The following is a 17804-nucleotide window of genomic DNA, read 5'->3' on the forward strand; positions in this document are numbered from 1 at the left end:
TTTCAGCGTAGGAACGCGGCTGGTCGTGGGGGTGCGCGTTGACCATGAGCTTGGCCACACCGGTCCGCTAACTGGTGCTAGCACTCGAGAGGGGCGCCCGGGAGGCCGGCCCCGCCGCGCGGCACGGTGAGTCCGGGGCGAACAGGCCGCGACCGTTCGTTCGCGCCCGCTGCTCGGCCGCCAGTGTGTCGGGGAAGTGCGCGTGATTGGGCTCGATCCGTACGGCGTACGCCAGGCCCGCCTCGACGAGCTCGAGGTTGACGGCCCGGCCGTCCGGGGTGCGGACCCAGGCGAGGTCGCGGCCGTAGCGGTCGCGCCGGCCCACGTCGTACGCGAGGAACACCCGCGACCCGACGGGCAGCCGGGCGCGGAGCCAGGCGGCCGCTTCCGGCCCGCCGCAGCCGACCGGGCGGCCCGGCGCGACCGTCTCGGGCGCATCGACGTTGAGCAGCCGGATCGTCACCACGGCCGCATCGGCGTCGCGCAGGGCGACGAAGGTGTCGCCGTCGCTCACGTGGCGCACGGTGGCGGGGTCGCCCGGGGGCGCGGTCGAGGACGCGGGCGCAGGGGATGCGGGGCCAGCGGGCGTGGGGGTCGGCTCGGCGGAGGCCGCGGGGACGGCGTCTCCGGGCGGGCTGCCCGCGCGCCACAGGCTGAGCGCCTGGACCAGCGCGCCCAGCAGGATCGCGGCGAGGAAGACCCCCAGCGCGCCCCGGAGGGCGCGCCGCGTGCGTCGGTGGCGGGGGAAACGACGCGGGGCACCCGAGGAGGCACGACCTGACGCGGTCGGCGGCTCAGCGGTCGTTGTCGCTGCGGCGGACGATCGGCGGATCGGCCGACCACGGGAACGTGATCCAGAGGGGCGTGTGCTTCCAGACGTATTCGGCCTTGACGACCGACGGCGGCTTCTCGTACAGAACCGCCACGCGCACCTCGGCGACGTGCGGCGCGCAGAACTCCTTGACCCGGTTGAGCGTGTGGCCGGTGTCCGCGACGTCGTCCACGATGAGGACCTTCTGCCCGGACAGGTCGGACGTCGCGGGCAGCGGGGGCAGGAACACCGGCTCCAGCAGCCGCGATTCGATGCCGGTGTAGAACTCGACGTTGATGATGTGCAGCGCCTTGAGGTCGAGGGCGTAGCTGATCGCGCCCGTCGGGAGCAGCCCGCCCCGCGTGATCGACAGGATGATGTCGGGCTCGTAGCCGTCGTCGACGACCAGCTGGGCCAGCTCCCGGGCCGCCGCACCGAATCGTTCCCAGGTCAGGACCTCACGCTCTTCGCTCACGCGCCCATCCTGCCAGGCCCCCGGGGACCCACAGCGCGTCGTGCGCGAAAACCGGCCAGGGCAAACGATCTCCGCAACGAACAGCACGTCCCCACGGGCTAGTCGGCGGGTGGGCTCGTCTGTCCCGAGGACCGCGCTGCGGGACACCAAGGACACCCCTCGCCGGTGCGGCGACGCTGCCCGGACCTTCATCCACAGGTGCGAGCACGACGAAGGGCGGGTGGCCCCGAAGCAGCCACCCGCCCCTCTCCCGCGCCGATCAGCGCGCAGAGCCCGACCGTACGACACCGGGGGCGCCCACGCCGGACACCATGCATGGAAGCCCGCCGTGTCGTGCCCGGCGAAGCGTCACCGGATCCTTCGTCAGCGCGCGGCGGTGCCCTCCGTGTAGTCGCTGTCCGCGTCCTTGATCCAGGCCATGAGCTTGCGCAGCTCGCGACCGGTGGCCTCGATCGGGTGCTGCTCACCCTTGGCGCGCAGCTGCTTGAACTCCGCGGCGCCGTTGTCCTGGTCGTCGATGAAGCGCTGGGCGAACGAGCCGTTCTGGACGTCGGCGAGGACGGCCTTCATGTTCTCCTTGACGCGCGGGTCGATGACGCGCGGACCGGAGATGTAGTCGCCGTACTCCGCGGTGTCCGACACCGACCAGCGCTGCTTGGCGATGCCGCCCTCGATCATGAGGTCGACGATGAGCTTCAGCTCGTGCAGGACCTCGAAGTAGGCGATCTCGGGCTGGTACCCGGCCTCGGTGAGCACCTCGAAGCCATACTGCACCAGCTGCGACGCGCCGCCGCAGAGCACGGCCTGCTCGCCGAACAGGTCGGACTCGGTCTCCTCGGTGAAGGTGGACCGAATGCCGCCGGCCCGCAGGCCGCCGATCGCCTTGGCGTAGGACTTCGCCAGCTCCAGCGCCGACCCGCTCGCGTCCTTCTCGACGCAGACGAGCACAGGGACGCCGCGGCCGTCGACGTACTCGCGGCGCACGATGTGGCCCGGACCCTTGGGGGCGACCATGATCACATCGGCATCCGCCTCGGGGGTGATGTAGCCGAACCGGATGTTGAAGCCGTGCGCGAAGAGCAGCGCGGTGCCCGGCTTGAGGTTGGGCTTGATCGCCTCGGCGTACACCTTCCGCTGGTGCTGGTCGGGCACGAGGATGACGATCACGTCCGCCTCGGCCACGGCCTCGCCGACCGGCAGCACCCGCAGGCCCTGCGCCTCCGCCTTGGCGCGCGAGCGGCTCCCCTCGGCCAGGCCGACGCGGACGTCGACGCCGGAGTCGCGCAGGTTGAGGGCGTGGGCGTGGCCCTGGCTGCCGTAGCCGATGACCGCGACCTTGCGGCCCTGGATCACGGACAGGTCGGCGTCGTCGTCGTAGAACATCTCGGCCATGGGGGCAAAGCTCCTTACGTATTCGTTGATCTGTATCGAGCTGGGTCGGGTGGTTAGTGGCGGCCGGACCGGTCCGTGATCGAGCGCGGACCTCGGCCGATGGCGACCAGGCCGGACTGGACGAGCTCCTTGACGCCGTACGGCTCGAGCATCGCCAGCAGCGCCTCGAGCTTCTCGACCCGCCCCGTCGCCTCGATCGTCAGCGAGTCCTGGGCCACGTCCACGACGTTGGCGCGGAACAGCTGGGCCGTCTCGATCACGTGGCTGCGCGTGGCGGCATCCACCCGCACCTTGACGAGAAGGATCCGACGTTCGACGGTCTGGGTCGCGTCGAGCTCGACGACCTTGAGCACCTCGACGAGCTTGTTGAGCTGCTTGGTCACCTGCTCCAGCGGGAGCTGGTCGGCGTCGACCAGGACCGTCATGCGGGAGACCTCAGGATGCTCGGTCTCGCCCACGGCCAGAGAGGAGATGTTGAAGCCGCGCCGGCTGAACAGGGCCGCGATGCGCGTCAGCACGCCCGGCTTGTTCTCCACCAACACGGACAGCGTGTGCCTGCTCACCGCTCACTCCTCGCGATCCCACACGGGCGAGAGCCCGCGCGCGTACATGATCTCGTCGTTGCTGACGCCCGCCGGCACCATCGGCCACACCTGGGCGTCCCGGCAGACCACGAAGTCGACGACGACCGGCCGGTCCGTCACCTTCATTGCGGCCTCGATCGTGGCGTCCACGTCCTCGGCCCGCTCGCAGCGCAGCCCGACGCAGCCGTACGCGTCCGCCATCTTGACGAAGTCCGGGATGCGCCGGCCCTGGTGCGCCGTGTGCAGGTCGGTGTTGGAGTAGCGCTCCTCGTAGAAGAGGGTCTGCCACTGGCGCACCATGCCCAGGCTGGAGTTGTTGATCACCGCGATCTTGATCGGGATCCCCTCGATGACACAGGTGGCCAGCTCCTGGTTCGTCATCTGGAAGCAGCCGTCGCCGTCGATGCCCCAGACGACGCGGTCGGGCTCGCCGACCTGGGCGCCCATGGCCGCCGGCACGCAGTAGCCCATCGTGCCCAGACCGCCGGAGTTCAGCCAGCTGTTGGGGCGCGAGTACTTGACGAACTGCGCGGCCCACATCTGGTGCTGGCCCACGCCGGCGACGTACGTCGCGTCAGGCCCGGCGATGGCGCCGATGCGCTCGATGACGTACTGCGGCGACATGGCCCCGGACTCAGGCTCGGTGTAGCCGAGGGGGTAGGTGTCCCGCACCTTGTTCATCTCGGCGACCCAGTCGGAGTAGTCGGGGGTGCCGGGCCGCGCGCCCGACCCGCCCGTCGCGGCCGCCCCACCAGACGCGCCGTCCTCGCCCGTGTCGGCGTCCGCGTCGGCCGGTCCGGCCAGCTCCTCGATGAGCGCGGCGATGACCTCGCGGCAGTCGCCGACGATCGGCACGTCCGCCTCGCGGTTCTTGCCAATCTCCGCGGGGTCGATGTCGGCGTGGATCACCTTGGCCAGCGGCGCGAACGTTGCCAGCTTGCCGGTCACCCGGTCGTCGAACCGCGACCCCAGCGCGATGAGCAGGTCGGAGCGCTGCAGCGCCGTCACCGCCGAGACCGAGCCGTGCATGCCCGGCATGCCGTAGTGCAGCGGGTGGTCGTCCGGGACGGCCCCCCGCGCCATCAGCGTGGTCACCAGCGGGATCTGCGTGAGGTCGAGGAGCGCGCGCAGCTCGTCCGTGGCGCGGGCCTTCATCACGCCGCCGCCCACATAGAGCACGGGGCGGCGAGCCTCCCGAATGAGCCGGGCCGCCTCCCGGATCTGCTTGCCGTGCGGCCGGGTCGTCGGCCGGTAGCCGGGCAGCTCCATCTTCGGCGGCCAGGTGAACGTCGTCTGCGCCTGCAGCGCGTCCTTGGTGACGTCGACCAGCACGGGGCCCGGTCGGCCGGTGCTGGCGATGAAGAACGCCTCGGCGATCGCCTGCGGGATCATCGCCGGGTCGGTGATGAGGTAGTTGTGCTTGGTGATCGGCATCGTGATGCCGCGGATGTCCGCCTCCTGGAAGGCATCGGTGCCGATGGCGGCGCTGCCGACCTGGCCCGTGATCGCCACGATCGGCACGGAGTCCATGTAGGCGTCCGCGATCGGCGTGACCAGGTTGGTCGCCCCGGGCCCGGAGGTGGCCATGCAGACGCCCACCTTGCCGGTGGCCGTCGCGTAGCCCTGGGCCGCGTGCCCGGCGCCCTGCTCGTGGCGAACGAGGACGTGGCGCACCTTGGTCGAGTCCATCAGCGGGTCGTACGCCGGGAGGATGGCGCCACCCGGAAGACCGAAGACCACCTCACAGCCGACCTCTTCGAGGGAGCGAACGAGGCTCTGGGCCCCCGTGACGTGCTCGACGATCGGGTTCGCCCTGCGGGCGGCCAGATCGCCGGGGGTCGGGGGCTTGGGGGCGGCCGCGCCCGAGGGGGCGGCCTGCGGCCTGGGCTCGCGCCCCGCCGGTGCCGGGGCCTTGCGGTCCTTCACTGCTGTCACCACTTTCGCGTGCGAGCTCTGGTCCCACGCCGCCGGGCGGGCGGCTGCGGGGCGGCCGGACGCACGGCGTCCGGCCAACAAAAAACCCCTCGGTCCGGTCCGGACTGAAGGGGTAGCGCAACGGGCCGGTGAGGCCGGTCGCGCTCAGTGGATTACGAGGAGGGTGCTCACGGTGCCCACCTTCGCGCGGATCGGCGCGCGGCGTCAACGCGCGCCCACGCCCGTCCCAATCAACGAGACGTAGAGTCCATTTTCCGGACGGCGGGTCCGCCCCCGGCGCGTCGCGAGGGGGTTGGTCGGCGCGGCCGGCCCCGGCGCATCAGGCCCGGCGCATGGCCTCCAGCGCCTCCGGCCAGCGCCGGCCAAGGGTGGCCCCGCCGTACCGGCAGCCCACCCCCAGCAGCACGCCCCCGAGCAGCGGGCCCACCGCGGCGACCGCCGGGCCGGCCCAGGCCGTCCCCGTCATCGCGAGGACGAAGAGGACGATCGTGGGGATGGACCCGATCGCCGCGAACGCGACGTTGACGAGTATGAGGAGCAGGCTGGCCGCCCCTCCCCCGCTGTTCTTCTGGAACGGATTGCCCCCCGCGGGCGGCTGCGGCCACTGGTAGCGCGCGCTCCCCCACGAGGCCCCGCCCACGCTGGCCAGCAGCAGGCCCGCGGTGAGGCCGAAGAGGGCCGGCGCGAGGTCCCACCGGTGGTTGATCGCGACCGAGGTGACCCACACCACGCCCGTGACGGGCGCGACGAGCAGCAGGTACGCGAGGGCCCGCCCCCAGCGATCGGCGCTGCCCGCCACCCCCGTGAGCGCGTGCAGGGCGACCGCCGTGCCGTCGAGGACCAGGCTGTTGGCCACCACCATGCCCGCCATCACGGCGATGAACGGCCCGGTGCTGAGCAGCATCGGCAGCGCCTCGGCGCTGCCCTCCTGCCCGGCGCCGATGAACACGGGAGCGACCATGAGGACGGGGATCACCGCCAGGGCGGCCACCTGCACCATCGCGCGGCTGTCGCGCCGCCAGGACCGCACGATGCGGCCGGCGATGGCCCCCCGCGGCGAGGTCCCGAAGACGCGTTCGACGAGCGCCGAGGAGTGCACCTTCTCGGCGTCGCCCTGTCCGCCCGGCGGCATGACCAGCGCCCGGTCGAGGCTCCACCGCCACCAGGCCGAAAGGCCGTAGGCCAGCAGCGCAGCCAGGAGGAGTCGAGCCGCTGCGACACCGTACCGGCCCTGCGCGAGGTCGCCCGGCACGGCCCAGGCCCACCCGAACGGGGTCCAACCCACGATGTCGGCGACGCCCCGCACCCCCGCCGCCGGGTCCTCGGCGGCGGCCACCCAGCCGGAGATCAGGCGGCCGACGGCCTGCATCCCCAACCCGATGAACATGCCCGCGAACGCCACCAGGGCCGCCACGTTCTCCTTGGCGCGGCGTCGGCCGAGGGCCCCCGCGAGGGCCGTGGTGAGGGCCCGGCTGACCAAGATGCACGTGACCGCCCCCAGCGGGACGGCGATCAGGGCGCCGACGAGCCCGGCGGCCGTGCCGCTCCACGCCACGACGAGCCCGAGGCCGATCAGGACGAGCGCCAGTCCCGGCGCCCCGATGAAGGAGCCGGCCACGAGCCCCGGCACCATCTGTCGGGCGCGGACGGGCAGCAGGGCGAAGCGCGCCGGGTCGAGGGTCTCGTCGACACCGAAGAACACCAGGGGCAACAGCAGCCAGCACACGGTGAGAAAGGCGAGCAATGGCACGGTGATCGCGGCGACCGTGGCCGGGTCGCCCTGGCGCAGGAAGACCAGGCCCACGACGGCGGGCAGCGTCATCCCGAGGGCAAAGAGGTAGGCCAGCACCATCCCGAACGCGGCGGCCCCGCTGCGCCGGAAGCTGCGGGCCAGCAGCGTCAGTTTGAGACGGACGAAGAGCGCAACCACTCCAGGCCCCCTCCTTCGTGCCCGGCCTTCGCGCCGACGAGCTGCAGGAAGCGCTGCTGCAGCGGCATCCCGCCGCGCACCTGCTCGGTGGGGCCGACGGCGAGCACGTGGCCCCCGGCGATGACCCCGACGCCGTCGCAGAGTTGCTCGACGAGCTCCATGACGTGGCTCGACATGACGACGGTGCCGCCGGCGTGGACGTAGCCGCGCAGGATGTCCCGGATGCTCTCCCCGGAGACGGGGTCGACGGCCTCGAACGGCTCGTCCAGCACGAGGAGGCCGGGGGCGTGCAGCAGGGCGCACGCCAGCGAGATCTTCTTCGTCATGCCCGCGGAGTAGTCGGCGACGACCGTGTCGCCGTCGCCGGTCAGGCCGAGCGCCTCCAGGAGCTCCCGACTGCGCCGGTCCACCTCGCCGGGGTCCATGCCCCGCAGGAGTCCGACGTAGCGCAGGAGTTCCCGACCGCTCAGCCGGTCGAACAGGCGCATCCCGTCCGGCATCACGCCCATCCGCGCCTTGGCCGCCGCCGGATCGGACCACACGTCGTGGCCGAGGACAGCCGCCGTCCCGAAGTCCGGCCGGAGCAGCCCCGTGGCCATGGACAGCGTCGTGGTCTTGCCTGCCCCGTTCGGGCCGACGAGGCCGAACAGCACGCCCCGCGGCACCGTGAGGGACAGGTTGTCGACGGCGATCTTGGTGCCGAACCGCTTCGACAACCCCGAAAGGACGAGGGCTTCGGTCATGTCCCCCAGTCAACACCGGGGCGGGCGGGCGAGGCGCCCGACCCGCTCAGCGCAGCCGGTAGGCGTCCAGCGCGAGGGTCGACTGGCCCAGCGCCGGGTTGGGCAGGGCGACGATCGCGACCTTGTGGCTGCCCGCCGGTACGACGAGGCGCGCGAGCACCTGGCCGTAGTTGTTGGTCCAGCCCGCTCGGTTGCTGGTGAAGTCCCCCGCGGGCTTGCCGTCGAGGTAGATCCGCCCCGGGGCCCCGCCCGGGAAGGCCGTCCCCAGGATCTCCATGGTCCGGCCGCCCTGCACCGTCGTGGTCCAGCTCGCCCCACTGGTGTAGGTCACCAGCGCCGTGCCGAACAGATAGCCGGTGGCCTTGACGTCGTACCAGCCGTACGGACCGGTGCGCGACAGCTGCCCGGTGGCTCCGCTGATGTCGACCGTCGTCGGACTGGTCGTGGTCGGCGGGGTCGTGGTGGGCGGTCGCGTCGTGGTCGTGGACGTCGGCGTGGGAGCGGACGTGTTCGTGGTCGGGTTCGCGACCGGCTTGCCGGCCGTGACGCCGACCGTCGCGGTGGTGTCGTTCTGCGCGGTCACCCGCACCGTGACCCCCCCGCCGTAGCTGGTGAAGCTTCCCCCGACGCCGAGGCCCCAGGTGTAGTCCGTCGCCGAGCCCGTCGGGCTGGCATCCAGCGCGAGGGAGGGCTTCGCCGCACCGGAGGCGTTGGTGTCCTCCCGCAGGATGCGGACGCCGCCGATCATGGGTGCATAGAGCAGGTAGTCCCGACCGGACCGCGCGCGGTACTCCACGAAGTAGGCGATGCCGGTGTTCGGGTCGATGACGCGTACGGCGCGGGTGCCCTTGACCTGCGACACGGCGTTCAGCGTCACGGTTGCGGTCCCGGAGGTCACCTGAGTCACGGCGGCCGAGGGCAGGAGTCCGGTGCGGTAGCCCTGTGGCGTCGACAGCGACCCGGCGTTGTTCGGCGCCGACGCGGCCATGACGTCCCAGGGGTCGCCGTAGTCCTTGACCTGGCACCCGGCGGCGCCGAGCGCCCCCAGCGAGGCATCCCCGACAGTGGAGCAGAGCAGCCGCTCGGCGTGCGCGAGGCCCAGGTTGTGGCCCAGCTCGTGCGCGAGCACCGGCCAGTTGGTGTCCGAGACGTAGACGTAGCCGCCGCTGTTCGGCGACGCACCGATGCTGCCCAGGCCGTAGGAGCAGCCCGACGAGGTCGCGGCCCGGGGCAGGATCATGACCAGGTGCTGGTCGGTGCCGGTGCGGAAATTCGTCCGGCGGGCGGCTTCCTGCCACATGCCCCAATAGTCCGAGCAACCGGCGGCGAGGTTCATCGGCGCGGACACCGACGCGGTCGTGAAGCGGACGGTGCCGCCGGACTGCTCCGACCAGTACTTGTCCGCGGCGTCGACCTGGGCACGGGCCTGCGCCTCGGTGGCGGCGGTTCCGGTCACCCCGGACGGGACGACGAGGGCGACGGTGACGCCGTGGGTCGAGGCGCTGACGACGCCCGACACCTGAGGCGGGGCGACGACGGTCGTGGCGCTGGCCACGCCCGACGTACCGGTCGTGGTCGAGCCGCCCGGCGTGAAGCCGCGCTCGGCGGCGGCGTCGGCGCGAGCGATGCCGCGTCGATCGACGGTCACGCGCACGGTGGAGCCAGGGGCGACGTTGCGCACATTGTCGGCGGGGACGGGCACGAACGAGCCGTCGGCAACCTGCACCCGGCTGTCGGGGGCGGGTCCGTCGACGACCGTCACGAGGGTTCCCGTGAGGTCGCTGCTGCCGCCGGAGACGGCCTGGGCCGGCGTCGCCGCCAGCACGGCTAACGACATGCTGAGCAGGATCGCGCGGGGCGCCTGCGGGCAATGCGGGGCACGAAACATCCGTGTGAACCTCTTCCCATCCGTGGGGTGTGACGGCCTTCCCTGGCCGTCGGGCGTGCGGTGAGGTGACTCGCTAGACGGAATCGACCGCGCGGGTGCTTCGCCCAAGGTCTCCGGGCAGCCCGGATGTCCGGAACTGAGCTAACGACCTGGACGGCCGTCGAATGGCGTTGCCACGGGTGGCAAATCGGACATGACCGTCGACATGTGTGACGAGGATCACACCTCGTCCGGCGGGTCCTGCAGCAGAACGAGTGCCGAGGTGTCGTCGGGGAAGCTGGCCCAGGGACCGTCGTGCACGAGCACGCCGACCCCGGCCGGGGGCCACTCGGCCAGTCGCCGGCGCAGGGTCTCGGCCTCCAGTCCGGTGTGGTCCACGACCTCACCGGCAGTCAGCGGGACCCCCGGCGCGTGTCCGATCACCATCAGGGTTCGCACGTCGTCGGGCACCTCGTGAATGGAGTCCAGGACGTCCTCGACGTCGGCGTCGTAGAGCCCCGGGTCGCCCCAGACGTCCTGGACCCGCAGGCCACCGCGACGGAGTTCCTCGCACGTCTGGACGGTCCGAACGGCCGGCGAACACACGGCGAGATCCGGACGGACCCCCTCGCGGGCCAGTCGGGCACCCACGGCCTGCGCCACGCGCCGGCCGGACTTCGTCAGCTCCCGCTCCCGGTCGCCGCCCTGCGAGCGGTTCTTGGCCTGCGCATGGCGCACCAGCACGAGCACGCGGGGGCTGTCCGACATGCCCCCATCATCCCCCGGCGACGCCCAGGGACTCCATCAGCAGGGCGCGCACCTTCGCCGCGTCGGCCTGGCCCTTCATCTCCTTCATCACCTGGCCGATGAGCGCGCCCGCCGCCTGCACCTTGCCGCCGCGGATCTTCTCCGCGACGTCCGGGTTGCGGGCGATGACCGCGTCTACCGCCGCCTGCAGGGCGCCGGAGTCCGAGACGAGCTGCAGGCCGCGGGCGTCGGCCACCTGCGTCGGCGTACCCTCTCCCGCCAGTACGCCCTCGAGAACCTGCTTGGCCATCGTGTCGTTCAGCCGGCCTGAGGACAGGAGGGCGTCGAGCTCCCCGACCTGCGCCGGCGTGATCGGCATCTCCTCGAGCTCGACCGAGTCGGCGTTGGCGCGGCGGGCGATCTCCCCCACCCACCACTTCTTCGCCGCGGCAGGGCTCGCACCGGCCGCGACCGTCGCGTCGATGAGGTCGACGGCCGCGGACCCGAGCACGTCGCGCATCTCCAGGTCGGTGAACCCCCACGCGGCCTGCAGCCGCCGCACCCGCTGGTCCGGCGGCTCGGGCAGCGTCGCCCGCAGCTCTTCGACGCGCTCGCGGCTCGGCGCGATGGGCACGAGGTCGGGCTCGGGGAAGTAGCGGTAGTCGTCCGCGTCCGACTTGGGCCGGCCGGCGGTGGTGACGCCGGTGTCCTCGTGCCAGTGCCGGGTCTCCTGGGTGATGGTCCCTCCCGCGGCCAGGACGGCGGCCTGGCGACGGATCTCGTAACGGCACGCCGCCTCGACGCTGCGCAGGCTGTTGACGTTCTTGGTTTCGGTGCGGGTGCCGAACGGTACGGCGAGCTGGGCGGCGCTGCGCCGATCGGCGGCGGGGCCCGACGTCGCGGCGCGCGGCCGCAGCGACAGGTTGACGTCGCAGCGCATGGAGCCCTGCTCCATCCGCGCGTCGGACACCTTGAGCGCGCGCATCAACTCGCGGAGCGCGCCGACGTAGGCCCGGGCCACGTCCGGAGCGCGCTCGCCCGCGCCGACCAGCGGCTTGGTGACGATCTCGATGAGCGGGATCCCCGCCCGGTTGTAGTCGATCAGTGACGAGTCGGCGCCACTGATGCGACTGATGCGGCCGCCGCTGGCAACGTGGGTCAGCTTGCCGGCGTCCTCCTCCATGTGGGCGCGCTCGATCTCCACCCGGTAGACGAACGGATCGCTCTCGGTGGAGCCGTCCGGGCCGACGGAGCCCGGCACCTCGACGTCCAGGTGGCCGCCGTAGGCGATCGGCTCGTCGTACTGGCTGGTCTGGAAGTTCTTCGTCATGTCTGGATAGAAGTAGTTCTTCCGCGCGAAGCGGCACCACTGCGCGATCTCGCAGTTCAGCGCGAGGCCGATCCGGATGGCCGACTCGACCGCGGCGCCGTTGACGACCGGCAAGGCCCCGGGCAGCCCGAGGCAGACCGGGCAGGTCTGGGTGTTGGGGTCGGCGCCGAAGTCGGTCGGGCAGGCGCAGAACATCTTGGTGCGTGTCGAGAGTTCGACGTGCACCTCCAGGCCCAGCACGGGGTCGTACGCCGCAAGCGCCTCGTCGTACATCGCGAGGAGCTTGTTGTCGATGGGTGTGCTCACAGGAACCCCTTCCTCTGCAGGGCAACGCGGATCTGCGCCTCGACGTCCTGAAAACTGGGCGTCTCCCGGAGGGCAGCGAGATCGACCGTCGCCCCCAGCGGTTCGTAGATGACACCCAACGGGTTCGCGGACCGACGCCGACGACGACCAGATGGCGCACCTCGAACGATGGTTGCCAGCTCGGCCTTCGGATCCGGAATCGTATGCACGCGCCTTGGCGGCTGAGAGATGGTCACGCTCCCCGGACTCAGCCCCAACACCGCCTCCACGGCGGCGGTATCCGCCAACATCCAGGCTTCCGTTTCTCGCACGGGGATGGCGCCTACGACAGCCATGCCCGGAGTCGGCCCGGCCACACCCACGGCGATCGAGTCCACGATGGTCCGGCGCGGACGGTCGGGATCACCGGCTCCGTCAGCGTGCACGAACAGGACGTCTGCAAAAACCTCACCGCGGGCGAACCTCTGGATCACACTCGCTGGCTGGTTGCCCAGTCGCCCCGTCCGATCCAGGTAGACCGGGATCACCGCACCAACGTCGATCGCCTCTTCGACACCTTGGAGCAGCAATTCCTCGACGGTTCGCCGCAGCACCTCAGCGAGAAACCGCGCGTCTGTCGGTCCTTCACAGGCCAGTGCGAGCGCGACATATCTCACGGCGCCTGCTCCAGGAGCGCCGCCGCTTCGTATCGGTGGATCTCCTGCGGTGCAGTGATCTCATGGAGGTCGAGACCCCTGGTGGCTTCCGCGTCCCGGGAGACCTTGCGGACCCGGGTGACGCGACTGCGGACCCGACCCGACGGGCTCGGCTCGATCCGCGTCGACGAGTCCATGACCGCGATCTGACTATCGTCCAGCGCGGATAGCACGACCGGTGAATGACTGTTGACGATGACCTGGGTCAGGCCTTCGGCGTCATCGAGATCGGCGGATCCAGGGTCGATCGTCAGGTCGCGCAGATAGCGGATCAGTGTCCGCAGCCGGAGCGGGTGGACGCCGTTCTCAGGCTCCTCAAAGCAAACGAGTCCGTGGTATTTCGGGTCGTAGAGGGCAGCGAGAAGGGCGAGTATTCGCAACGTCCCGTCGCTCGCGACCGTAGCGAGATACCGTCCGTCATCTACGCCGTGGACGACGATCTCCCACCGTCGCGTCTGCTCGTTTTCCCGGACCTCGATGCCCCGAACGCTGTCGATGAGTGACGCCAGGTCCGTCGAGATGTCGGCCAGTCGCCCCTTGGGTTGCTCAGGTGTAGTGGTCTCAGCCTGGATGCGGTGGAGCACACGGGCGAGGTTGGAACCGCTCGGCGTCAACCGCTCCTCGTCGTACTTCTCCCCCGGCAGCCGCAGCGCGATCGGGTCCAGCTGAAGGAAGCGCCAGTTGACGATCTCCTCACGGAGGGCGTAGAGGTGCCGAAAGTCGGCGGAATTCATGGAGGACAACACCGTGGCCTCGGCGGCCTCCGCGGGCCTCGCCCGGCCCTGGACGCCGTCCTGTCGCGTCTGGAACGCCCTCCCGCGACCCTCACCGACCGTCTCCAGGAAGGCTTGCCGGCGCCGCCCGTCTTTGATGAACGTCTCGATGAACTCCGCGCTCGGCTTCGTCGAGTCACGCCAGCGATCATGGGACCTCCGGAGGGGCACCACCTCCTCGTGTGTCACGAACAGGCGCACATTGCCCTCGTCATCCGCCCGCTTCTCGACCGTGAGCTCATACCGCAAACGCGTCTGTGTCAGCTCCACCTCGGTTCCCCAAGGATCACGGACGCGTGGCGCGAGCAGCACCTCGACGGCCATCGAGATGACATCGACCGAGGTCCCGTCGCCACGGCGTCGGAACAGGTCGCCGACATCCCCCCGGGCCTGTTGCACTGCCGTGGTCAGGCTCGACTGCGTCGCCCGCTGGAGGAATTGCAGCGCGTCGAAGAAGTTGGACTTCCCGCTGGCGTTCGGGCCGATCACCGCGAGAAAAGGCGGCATGTCGAGTTCGAAGGCGTCGAATGTCTTGAAGCCCGAGATCTCGATTCGGGTGAGCACCTAGTTCCCCCGTTCAACCGTGATGACAGGCGCCGCCGCGGCGTCGATCGCCGGGATGCGGTCGAGCAGCGGGCCGCCCCAGGCGGCGACCAGCTCGCGTTCCACTGCGGCGGCCACCGCATAGAGCCGGTCGTCGGCCATGGCCGGGGCGAGCACCTGCAGGCCGACGGGCATCGCGTCCTCGTCGGCGAGCCCGATCGGCACGGAGATGCCGGGCAGCCCGGCGAGATTGGACGGGATCGTGGCGACGTCGCCGAGGTACATGGCGAGCGGATCGTCGGTCTTGGCGCCCCGCTCCCACGCCGTGGTGGGGGTGGTGGGGCTGATCAACACGTCCACGCGCTCGAAGGCGGCGGCGAAGTCCTGCGCGATGAGGGTGCGGACCTTCTGGGCCTGCCCGTAGTAGGCGTCGTAGTAGCCGCTGGACAGGGCGTAGGTGCCGAGGATGACGCGGCGCTTGACCTCCTCGCCGAACCCGCGCCCGCGGGAGGCCGCCGTCACCTGTTCCGCGCTCGGGGCGGCGACGCCGTCCGGACCGACCTGTACGCCGTAGCGCATGGCGTCGTACCGGGCCAGGTTGCTACTCGCCTCGCTGGGCATGATCAGGTAATAGGCGCCCAGGGCGTAGTCCAGGTGCGGGCAGTCGACCTCGACCACGTCCGCGCCGAGCCCGGTCAGCAGCGCCACCGCCTCCTCGAAGCGCGCGCGCACTCCGGGCTGGTAGCCCTCGCCGCCCAGCTGGCGGATCACCCCGATGCGCAGACCGGACACGTCCGCGCCGCGGGCGGCCGCCACCACCGGCGGGACGGGGGCGTCGATGCTCGTCGAGTCCCTCGGGTCGTGCCCCGCGAGCACCTCGTGCAGCAGCGCCGTGTCGAGCACCGTCCGTCCGCAGGGGCCGATCTGGTCCAGCGAACTGGCCAGCGCGATCACGCCGTACCGGGAGACGCCGCCGTATGTGGGCTTCGCCCCGACGGTGCCGGTGAACGCGGCCGGCTGGCGGATCGAGCCGCCGGTGTCGGAGCCGACGGCGACGGGCGCGGCGAAGGCCGCCAGCGCCGCCGCGCTCCCACCCCCCGAGCCGCCGGGCACCCGGGCCAGGTCCCACGGGTTGGCGGTGGGCCCGTAGCCGGAGTGCTCGGTCGAGGACCCCATCGCGAACTCGTCCATGTTCGTCTTGCCGAGGATCGGCATGCGGGCGGCGCGCAGTCGGCTGACCACGGTCGCGTCGTACGGCGGCAGCCAGCCCTCCAGGATCCGCGATCCCGCCGTCGTCGGTTGGCCTTTGGTGCACGCGACGTCCTTGACCGCGACGGGAACCCCCGCCAGGGTCGCCAGCGGCTCGCCGGCCGCCCGCGCCGCGTCCGCCTGTGCCGCCGCGGCCAGCGCCTCGTCAACGTTGCGGTGCAGGTAGGCATGGACGGCGTCGTCCACCTCGGCCATCCGGTCGAGGTGGGCCCGGGTCACCTCCACCGATGTCACCTCGCCGGACACGAGCAGGTCGGCGAGCTGGGCAGCGGTCAGCCGGGTCAGTTCGGGGCTGGTCACGGGGGGCTTCACTCCTCGGTCAGGATGCGCGGCACCGCGAATCGGCCCTCATCGGCCTCGGGCGCGGCGGCCAGGGCCTCGTCCTGGGTGAGCCCCGGGGCCGGGACGTCCGCGCGGTAGACATCCGTCAGGGGCAGCGGGTGGGACATGCCGGGGACGTCGACGTCGGCGAGCTCGCCGACCTTGGCGAAGGCCTCGAGGATCACCGCCAGCTCGCCGGCCATCGCGTCCAACTCGGGCTCCGACAGATCGATCCGGGCCAGCATCGCCAGGTGCGCGACCTGTTCGCGGGAGATCGTGGACATGGCCGCCAGTCTAGGAGACACCCGGGATGCCCCCGGCGCAGCCGCCGAGCACCCGGCCCGGCGGCCGAGCACCCGGCCCAGCCCCCGGTTACCCGGCGCGAACCGCCCCCTCGGCGATGACCAGGTCCTGCCAGGCCATGCCGACCGTCTTGACCACGTTCGGTCGGTCCGTGGCGCGGGCCACCCGCCCCCGCACGAGGTCGCGCAGGGAGCGAAGATCCGACGCCTCCAGAGCGCCGTGGTCGATCGCCATGATCACGTCGCCGGCCTCGCGCAGCGCCGTTGCGACGTCCTCGACGATCACCAGGGACCGGCCGAGCAGGGCCTCGTCGAGCTCGCGCCGGTCCGGCTCGTGGGAGCCGATCGCGACGACGCAGGCCCCGTCGGCGACCCAGTCCCCGTCGATGACGGGCGTCGCGGAGGAGGTGGCGCAGACGACGAGGCCCGCCCGGCGTACGGCGGCCTCGGTCGCCCCCCGATCCGTGGCGACGTCGCAGGCCAACCCCAGCCCGGCGACCTGCCGCGCGCAGGCGTGGGCGGCGTCCCGGTTCCGGCCGACCACGGTGACGTGCTCGATCGAGCGGATCTCCGCCATCGCCTCCGCGTGCCCGACGGCCTGCGGGCCGGACCCGACGAGCACGAGCTCGGTCACCCGTTCCGGGGCGAGGACGTCCGCTGCCAGGGCGGACGTGGCGGGCGTGCGCAGCGCCGTGAGGGCGGTGCCGTCGAGCAGCACCGACGGCGTGAGTGTTTCGGCGTCCATGAAGACGTACCAGGCCTGAATCCGGGGCAGCCCCCGGCCGGGGTTGGCGGGGGCCACCGAGAGGACCTTCACCCCGACGGAGTCGGCGGTGGCCGACGGCATGATGAGCAGCTGGCCCCGCCCCGCCGCCGGAGTGCTGCGGGGCGGATCCGCCGCGGGGTCCAGGCCGCTCTCGAGCGCGGCACGCAGCAGCCGGCGCGCCTGGTCGGGCGAGACGCGCCGGCGGACCTCCTCGGCGTCCAGCCAGCGGGGTGCGCTGGGCACCGCGGCCGTCAGTGTGCCGACGTGGTGCTGGCCGCCGGGCCGGACGTCGCCGCCGGCTCGGGCATCCCCGAGCTGTGGTGGCTCACGATGAGCCACTGCCCGTTCTCCCAGTGGTAGGTGAAGGTGTAGCGCGCGGGGACGGTCTTGCCGGTGGCGCGATAGGTGAACGTGTAGAGGCCACTGTCCACCGCCATGTTGCAGCCCAGCGTGATGTCGGAGACGTTGATGACCCCGCTCGGCTTGTTCGCGAGGAAGTGCACGAAGTAGTCGCGCTTGGCCGCGGCGGTGGTGCGGACCTGGTTGGAGACCGTCGGCACGAGGATGGAGTCCGGGGCGTAGTTCTCCACCACGCGGTCGGGGTCGCCGCTGGCCGCGTCGTCATTCCAGCGCTGGAACAGCGCGGCGATCTCGCCCTCGGTCACCGGTTGGCAGGTGGCGGTGCTGCCCGCGGTGATGGCGGTGGTGGTGGGGGCCGCGCCGCTCGTGCCGCCGGTGGCGCTGGTGCCGGTCGTGCTCGGCGCCGAGGACGAGGTGGTCCCGCTCGTCGCGGAGGTGGTCGCCGAGGTCGTCGCGGGAGAGGAGGTGCTGGTCCCCGCCGGGGAGATCGTTGGGGCGCTGGTGGAGCAGGCGGTGAGCGCGGCGCCCAGCGGCAGCAGCACGAGGGCGATGACGGGCTTCTTCATGGAGGTCGCTCCTGGGCAGGGCGATTCGACGGAGGCGAATCGGACGGTTCGGCGGGAGGGCACGGGCGGAGGGTGCAGCGGAGCCTATC

16 protein-coding genes are annotated in these 17804 nt (G+C 71.7%); all 16 read right to left on the minus strand.

What is annotated here, in order from left to right:
* Positions 1-67: 67 nt before the first annotated feature.
* Positions 68-514, minus strand: a complete 447-nt coding sequence (locus tag IPK37_01260; GenBank protein QQS01143.1) for a thermonuclease family protein — start codon at positions 512-514, stop codon at positions 68-70.
* Positions 515-794: 280 nt separating this feature from the next.
* Positions 795-1286 carry a phosphoribosyltransferase gene (locus IPK37_01265; GenBank protein QQS01144.1) on the minus strand — a complete coding sequence of 164 codons (492 nt, stop codon included), beginning with the start codon at positions 1284-1286 and terminating at the stop codon, positions 795-797.
* A 363-nt stretch (positions 1287-1649) separates the two neighbouring features.
* On the minus strand, positions 1650-2678 hold the full coding sequence (ilvC, locus tag IPK37_01270; GenBank protein QQS01145.1) for a ketol-acid reductoisomerase: 1029 nt from the start codon (positions 2676-2678) through the stop codon (positions 1650-1652).
* Positions 2679-2731: 53 nt separating this feature from the next.
* The gene (gene ilvN / locus IPK37_01275) at positions 2732-3241 is read right to left on the minus strand and encodes an acetolactate synthase small subunit (protein ID QQS01146.1); all 510 of its coding nucleotides are present in this window, start codon (positions 3239-3241) and stop codon (positions 2732-2734) included.
* A 3-nt stretch (positions 3242-3244) separates the two neighbouring features.
* Positions 3245-5188 (minus strand): acetolactate synthase large subunit, encoded by a 1944-nt coding sequence (locus tag IPK37_01280; protein ID QQS01147.1) that lies wholly within the window; start codon positions 5186-5188, stop codon positions 3245-3247.
* Positions 5189-5516: 328 nt separating this feature from the next.
* Positions 5517-7127, minus strand: coding sequence for a hypothetical protein (locus IPK37_01285; GenBank protein QQS01148.1), 1611 nt, complete (start codon positions 7125-7127; stop codon positions 5517-5519).
* Positions 7097-7870: an ABC transporter ATP-binding protein gene (locus IPK37_01290; protein ID QQS01149.1), complete on the minus strand. Its 774-nt coding sequence runs from the start codon at positions 7868-7870 to the stop codon at positions 7097-7099. The genes IPK37_01285 and IPK37_01290 overlap by 31 nt, the downstream gene beginning before the upstream one ends.
* Positions 7871-7916: 46 nt before the next feature.
* Positions 7917-9707 carry a hypothetical protein gene (locus IPK37_01295; GenBank protein QQS01150.1) on the minus strand — a complete coding sequence of 597 codons (1791 nt, stop codon included), beginning with the start codon at positions 9705-9707 and terminating at the stop codon, positions 7917-7919.
* 270 nt (positions 9708-9977) lie between these two features.
* The gene (locus IPK37_01300; protein ID QQS01151.1) at positions 9978-10505 is read right to left on the minus strand and encodes a histidine phosphatase family protein; all 528 of its coding nucleotides are present in this window, start codon (positions 10503-10505) and stop codon (positions 9978-9980) included.
* A gap of 7 nt (positions 10506-10512) precedes the next feature.
* Entirely contained in the window at positions 10513-12087 is a 1575-nt protein-coding gene (gene gatB / locus IPK37_01305; protein ID QQS02598.1) for an Asp-tRNA(Asn)/Glu-tRNA(Gln) amidotransferase subunit GatB, read from the minus strand.
* Positions 12088-12116: 29 nt separating this feature from the next.
* Positions 12117-12776: a DUF4276 family protein gene (locus IPK37_01310; GenBank protein ID QQS01152.1), complete on the minus strand. Its 660-nt coding sequence runs from the start codon at positions 12774-12776 to the stop codon at positions 12117-12119.
* Complete coding sequence (locus IPK37_01315) at positions 12773-14152, minus strand: AAA family ATPase (GenBank protein ID QQS01153.1); 1380 nt, start codon at positions 14150-14152, stop codon at positions 12773-12775. Before IPK37_01315 ends, IPK37_01310 begins: the two co-directional genes overlap by 4 nt.
* A complete protein-coding gene (gene gatA, locus IPK37_01320; GenBank protein QQS01154.1) occupies positions 14153-15700 on the minus strand; it encodes an Asp-tRNA(Asn)/Glu-tRNA(Gln) amidotransferase subunit GatA in 1548 nt (515 codons plus the stop codon).
* 8 nt (positions 15701-15708) lie between these two features.
* Positions 15709-16005: an Asp-tRNA(Asn)/Glu-tRNA(Gln) amidotransferase subunit GatC gene (gene gatC / locus IPK37_01325; protein QQS01155.1), complete on the minus strand. Its 297-nt coding sequence runs from the start codon at positions 16003-16005 to the stop codon at positions 15709-15711.
* A gap of 88 nt (positions 16006-16093) precedes the next feature.
* Positions 16094-17032 carry an ornithine cyclodeaminase family protein gene (locus IPK37_01330; protein QQS01156.1) on the minus strand — a complete coding sequence of 313 codons (939 nt, stop codon included), beginning with the start codon at positions 17030-17032 and terminating at the stop codon, positions 16094-16096.
* Between the two features lie 8 nt (positions 17033-17040).
* On the minus strand, positions 17041-17715 hold the full coding sequence (locus IPK37_01335; GenBank protein QQS01157.1) for an SgcJ/EcaC family oxidoreductase: 675 nt from the start codon (positions 17713-17715) through the stop codon (positions 17041-17043).
* Positions 17716-17804: the final 89 nt, after the last annotated feature.

The sequence above is a fragment of the Austwickia sp. genome (assembly GCA_016699675.1).
GTDB lineage: Bacteria > Actinomycetota > Actinomycetes > Actinomycetales > Dermatophilaceae > Austwickia.

Excerpts from the sequence above, each read along its gene's own strand:
- ilvC (QQS01145.1), bottom strand. The coding sequence starts at position 2,678 with ATGGCCGAGATGTTCTACGACGACGACGCCGACCTGTCCGTGATCCAG.
- IPK37_01290 (QQS01149.1), bottom strand. The coding sequence starts at position 7,870 with ATGACCGAAGCCCTCGTCCTTTCGGGGTTGTCGAAGCGGTTCGGCACC.
- IPK37_01295 (QQS01150.1), bottom strand. The coding sequence starts at position 9,707 with ATGTCGTTAGCCGTGCTGGCGGCGACGCCGGCCCAGGCCGTCTCCGGC.
- IPK37_01300 (QQS01151.1), bottom strand. The coding sequence starts at position 10,505 with ATGTCGGACAGCCCCCGCGTGCTCGTGCTGGTGCGCCATGCGCAGGCC.
- gatB (QQS02598.1), bottom strand. The coding sequence starts at position 12,087 with ATGTACGACGAGGCGCTTGCGGCGTACGACCCCGTGCTGGGCCTGGAG.
- gatC (QQS01155.1), bottom strand. The coding sequence starts at position 16,005 with ATGTCCACGATCTCCCGCGAACAGGTCGCGCACCTGGCGATGCTGGCC.
- IPK37_01335 (QQS01157.1), bottom strand. The coding sequence starts at position 17,715 with ATGAAGAAGCCCGTCATCGCCCTCGTGCTGCTGCCGCTGGGCGCCGCG.